The sequence below is a fragment of the Streptomyces sp. MB09-01 genome (assembly GCF_033794505.1).
GTDB lineage: Bacteria > Actinomycetota > Actinomycetes > Streptomycetales > Streptomycetaceae > Streptomyces.
Map to the genome: position 1 here is coordinate 1 of NZ_JARAYQ010000430.1, position 4,307 is coordinate 4,307.

The window sequence follows — 4,307 nt, forward strand, 5'->3', positions numbered from 1 at the left end:
GGTGAGGGGTGTGCTTAGGGTGGTTCTGAGGCCGCATTGTGCCGTTGACCTGGCGCTTTGCGGGGAGCGAGCTCGGAGTGGATGGGGCGGCACAGATGCGTGAGCTGGTGGAGACGGCGCGGCAGTGGGTGGCCGAGGGGCGGGCGGGGTATCTGGCCCGGCCCGTGACCGAGCAGGGGTTCGGGCCGCGGGATCCGGCCGCGGCCGTGCTCGTCGATGCGCGGGGGGAGTGTGTCGGCGCCCTGTACCGGGGGGTCTTCGACGCCGAGCTGATCGCCGAGGCCGGGGCCATGCGGCCCGGGGACACCGCGCGGGTGTGCGAGGTGTCCGTGCGCCTGGCCGAGGCCGTGGAGGCGAAGCTGACCTGTGGCGGACAGGCCGAGGTGCTGCTCCAGCCGCTCTCGGCGATCCCGGCCGAGTGGTGGGAGCTGCTCGCCGAGGGGGTCGGGGTGGCGTTGGTGACCCGGCTGAACGAGGCCGCCGACCAGGCCTCCAGTGAGGTCGTACGGGCCACCGACGCACCGCACGACGACGCCGGGCGGCGGGCCGGCGAGCTGCTGGCCGTCCGACGCCCCGGGCGGGACGCGCTGTACGGGGAGTCCGGGTTGGTGCTGGTCGAGGCACACCCTTCGGCCCCGTACGTGGTCATCGGTGGCAACGGCGAGCTGGCCGAGATCATCGAGCGGCAGGCGCTGCTGCTGGGCTGGGAGGCCGCGCTGGTCACCGACCGGGAGGAGGCGGCCGAGCTGATCGAGGCGCGCCGGGACGCGGCGTGCGTGGTCATGCTGAGCCACGACGAGGAGTTCGACGTGCCGACGCTGCGGGCCGCGCTGGCGGCGCAGGTTCCGTACATCGGGGCGCTCGGCTCGCGGCGCACGACGGCGCGGCGGCGGGAGGGGCTGGTCTCCGCGGGGGTGAGCGAGGCCCAGTTGGCCCGCGTGCACGGGCCGATCGGCCTGGACCTCGGCGCCCGTACCCCGGCCGAGACCGCGCTGGCGATCTGTGCCGAGATCCTGGGCGTGCTGGGGTCCCGCAAGGCGGGGGCGCTGCGGGACGGCGAGGGGCCGGTCAACCCGTAGATCGGCCCGGGCTCCACGCCCCCATGGGCCGCCACTGGATCCGCGTTCTTCGGCGGCGCGTGCCCCAGATGCCGCACGATATCGGGGCGGAAATGCGCATCTCCGGATGAAGTGCGCGAAACTGGGCTGCATGGACACGATCCTGAGCGTGGACGCGACCCTGACCGACATCGTGTGGTTCCTGGTGGTCGGCCTGGTCGTCGTCGGCTTCCTGCTCGGCGGTTTCAAGCTGGGCCAGCGGGTCCGGGCGAAGGAGCCGCCGCCCCCCAGCTCCGAGGACCAGCCGCACCTGCCGAACGGCGGGGCGGTCCACGAGGTCCGTGAGGAGCGGGATCCGGTGGAGATCCCCAAGGGTGGCCTGCGGCCGCACGAAATGCAGGGCTACGGAAACTTCGGCTCCACGACCTCCAGCCATCCGGAGGACGTCCGGAGGCAGCGCGAGTCCGGGTACGAGCAGCCCGAAGGACCGGGCCCGCACCCGCAGCCGGGGGCTCCCCCGGACGCAGGGCGCGGCGCGCACTCCTGACCGGTGCGCGGCGCGCACTCCTGACCGGGCGATCCCGGCAACCGGCGGTCCGGGACCCTTGTCACCCCTCTGGCCCGCGCCCCCCGCGCGGGTCAGAGGTCTGATCGCAGCCGGAGTACCTCCGGTGGCGGGTGGCGGGTCGAGGTGTGCCTGACCTCCGCCGCGAGCGGTGGGTCGAGCGGCCGGTAGGGGACCTCCCCGAGCCCGACCGCCGTCACTGTGGCGAGAGCGGCAGCAGGGGCGGCGTCAGTCGCAGGGGCAGAGCGCGCGGCCACCTCCGCCGCCACCTCCGCGCGCAGCGCCGCGGTCAGCGGGCTCGACACCAGCGGGGTCTCGTCCCCGACCGGCAGGACGAGCACCAGGGCGAGCGGCCGGCGCGGGGTCCCGGTGTAGCCGACCACCGCCGCGTCCCGGACGTCCGTGTGCCGGAGCTTCTGCCAGCCGCGCCGCCCGGCCGGGTAGGCCTGGTCCAGCCGTTTGACGACGAGGCCCTCGACCCCGCTGGCGGGCAGGGTCTCGTACCAGGTGGCGGCCAGTTCCGGGTCGGTCGTCATCGGCACGGGCTGCAGCGGCGGCCCGAGCGGCAGCAGCAGGTCGACGAGGAGCGCCCGGCGGCGCTCGTACGGGCGTGCGCGCAGGTCGAGCCCGGCCAGTTCCAGCACGTCGAAGGCGGCGTACGAGGCCGGCAGGCTCTGGGCGAGTACGGCGGCCCGCGCGGCCGTGGCGGCCGCCCGCCGCTGGACGAGGGCGAAGTCCGTGCGGCCGGCGTGCCAGACCACCACCTCGCCGTCGAGGACCGTCGCGGCGGGCAACAGCAGCGCGGCGGCGGCCAGGTCGGGGAAGGCGCTGGTCACGATGCGGCCGGAGCGCGCCTGGAGGACCACGTCCTCGGCCGTGCGCACGATCACCAGCCGGTGGCCGTCGAACTTCGGCTCGTACGCCAGCCCTGCCCCGCGCGGCAGGGTGCGTACGGCGGCGGCCAGCGCGACGCGGATCACGGCCGCCCCCCGGGCAGTCTCCCGGCCCGGTCCGGGTCGGTCAGCGGGGCGAACAGGTCCCCGTCGCGCTCCAGCCGCGGCGCGACGTCGTCGGCGAGGAAGACCAGCTCGGAGGGGGTCCGGCAGGTCTCCACCTCCTCCCAGGACACGGGCGCGGACACGGTCGGCCGGGCCCGCGCGCGCAGGGTGTAGGGGGCGGCGGTGGTCTTGGCGGCGGCGTTCTGGCTGTGGTCGACGAACACCTTGCCGGGACGCAGGGCCTTGGCCATGCGGTGCACCACCAGGTCGGGGAGCTCGCGCTCGGCCTCCTGGGCGAGCTGCTTCGCGTACGCCGACACCCGCTCGGACGGGGTCGGCTCCAGCGGCACGGCCAGGTGCATGCCCTTGGAGCCGGAGGTCTTGGCGTAGGCGTGGAGGCCGTCGGCGGCGAGCCGTTCGCGCAGCCAGAGCGCGACGGCGCAGCACTCGACGACGGTGGCGGGCGCGCCGGGGTCGAGGTCGAGGACCATCCGGTCGGCGACGGCGGGGCTGCCGGCGGGCCACTGGGGGGTGTGGAGCTCCACGACGAGGTTGGCGGCCCACATGAGGGAGGGCAGGTCGGCGATGACCACCTGCTCGGCGGACAGGTCGTCGGAGCGGGGCACGGGGGTGGTCTTCACCCAGGTGGGTGTGCCGGGCGGCGGATTCTTGGTGAAGAAGAGCTGGCCGTCCGGTCCGTCGGGATAGCGCAGGAAGGACACCGGCCGGTTGTGGACGTGGGCGAGGAGCGGGCCCGCGACGGTGGCGTAGTAGTGGAGCACCTCGCCCTTGGTGAAGCCGGTCTCCGGGTACAGGACCTTGTCGAGATTGCTGAGCGTGATGCGACGGCCCTCCACCATGGTGATCGGCGTCATACGATGAGACTGCCACGAAACAGGAGGAACCGTGCGATCCATATGGAACGGGGCGATCTCCTTCGGCCTGGTCAGCATTCCGATCAAGCTCGTGAACGCCACCGAGAGCCACTCGATCTCCTTCCGCCAGATCCACCTCGGCGACGGCGGGCGGATCCGCTACCGCAAGGTGTGCGAACTCGACGGCGAGGAGGTGCCGAGCGCCGAGATCGGCAAGGGGTACGAGGAGGCCGACGGGTCGGTCATCCCGATCACGGACGAGGACCTGGCGCAGCTGCCGCTGGCGACCGCGAAGACGATCGAGATCATGTCGTTCGTACCCGCCGACGAGATCGATCCGCTGCAGATGGACGCGGCGTACTACCTCGCGGCGAACGGGGCGACGGCGGCGAAGCCGTACACGCTCCTGCGGGAGGCACTGAAGCGGAGCCGGAAGGTCGCCATCGCCAAGTACGCGCTGCGGGGTCGGGAACGGCTGGGCATGCTGCGGGTCGTCGACGACGTGATCGCGATGCACGGACTGCTGTGGCCGGACGAGATCCGGGCGCCGGAAGGGGTCGCGCCGGAGGTCACGGTGTCCGTACGGGAGGCCGAACTCGATCTGGCGGACGCGCTGATGGCGACGCTGGGCGAGGTGGACATGGACTCGCTGCACGACGACTACCGGGACGCAGTCGAGGCGATGATCGCGGCGAAGGCGGGGGGCGGGTTCGAGCCGTCGGAGGTTGTGCGGGAGCCGGCCGGGGGACAGGTGATCGACCTGATGGCGGCGTTGGAGAAGAGCGTGCAGGCGGCGAAGGCGTCTCGGGGG

General features: G+C 73.5%; 5 protein-coding genes. 3 read left to right on the top strand and 2 right to left on the bottom strand.

What is annotated here, in order from left to right:
• Nucleotides 1-95 precede the first annotated feature (95 nt).
• Complete coding sequence (locus tag PV721_RS41635; RefSeq protein WP_319733844.1) at nt 96-1,079, top strand: XdhC family protein; 984 nt, start codon at nt 96-98, stop codon at nt 1,077-1,079.
• A gap of 130 nt (nt 1,080-1,209) precedes the next feature.
• Complete coding sequence (locus tag PV721_RS41640) at nt 1,210-1,605, top strand: DUF6479 family protein (RefSeq protein ID WP_319733846.1); 396 nt, start codon at nt 1,210-1,212, stop codon at nt 1,603-1,605.
• Between the two features lie 92 nt (nt 1,606-1,697).
• Here PV721_RS41640 and PV721_RS41645 read toward each other — a convergent pair whose 3' ends face one another.
• Both PV721_RS41645 and ligD read right to left on the bottom strand, forming a co-directional pair.
• Complete coding sequence (locus PV721_RS41645; protein WP_319733852.1) at nt 1,698-2,600, bottom strand: ATP-dependent DNA ligase; 903 nt, start codon at nt 2,598-2,600, stop codon at nt 1,698-1,700.
• Entirely contained in the window at nt 2,600-3,496 is an 897-nt protein-coding gene (gene ligD / locus PV721_RS41650) for a non-homologous end-joining DNA ligase (RefSeq protein ID WP_319733848.1), read from the bottom strand. The genes PV721_RS41645 and ligD overlap by 1 nt, the downstream gene beginning before the upstream one ends.
• Nucleotides 3,497-3,527: 31 nt before the next feature.
• Here ligD and PV721_RS41655 point away from each other — a divergent pair.
• Nucleotides 3,528-4,307: Ku protein (locus PV721_RS41655; protein WP_319733850.1), on the top strand; the 780-nt coding region annotated here is incomplete at its 3' end.

What these genes read in the sequence shown, in the direction of transcription:
- PV721_RS41635 (WP_319733844.1), top strand. Translation starts at nt 96, where the DNA reads ATGCGTGAGCTGGTGGAGACGGCGCGGCAGTGGGTGGCCGAGGGGCGG.
- PV721_RS41640 (WP_319733846.1), top strand. Translation starts at nt 1,210, where the DNA reads ATGGACACGATCCTGAGCGTGGACGCGACCCTGACCGACATCGTGTGG.
- ligD (WP_319733848.1), bottom strand. Translation starts at nt 3,496, where the DNA reads ATGACGCCGATCACCATGGTGGAGGGCCGTCGCATCACGCTCAGCAAT.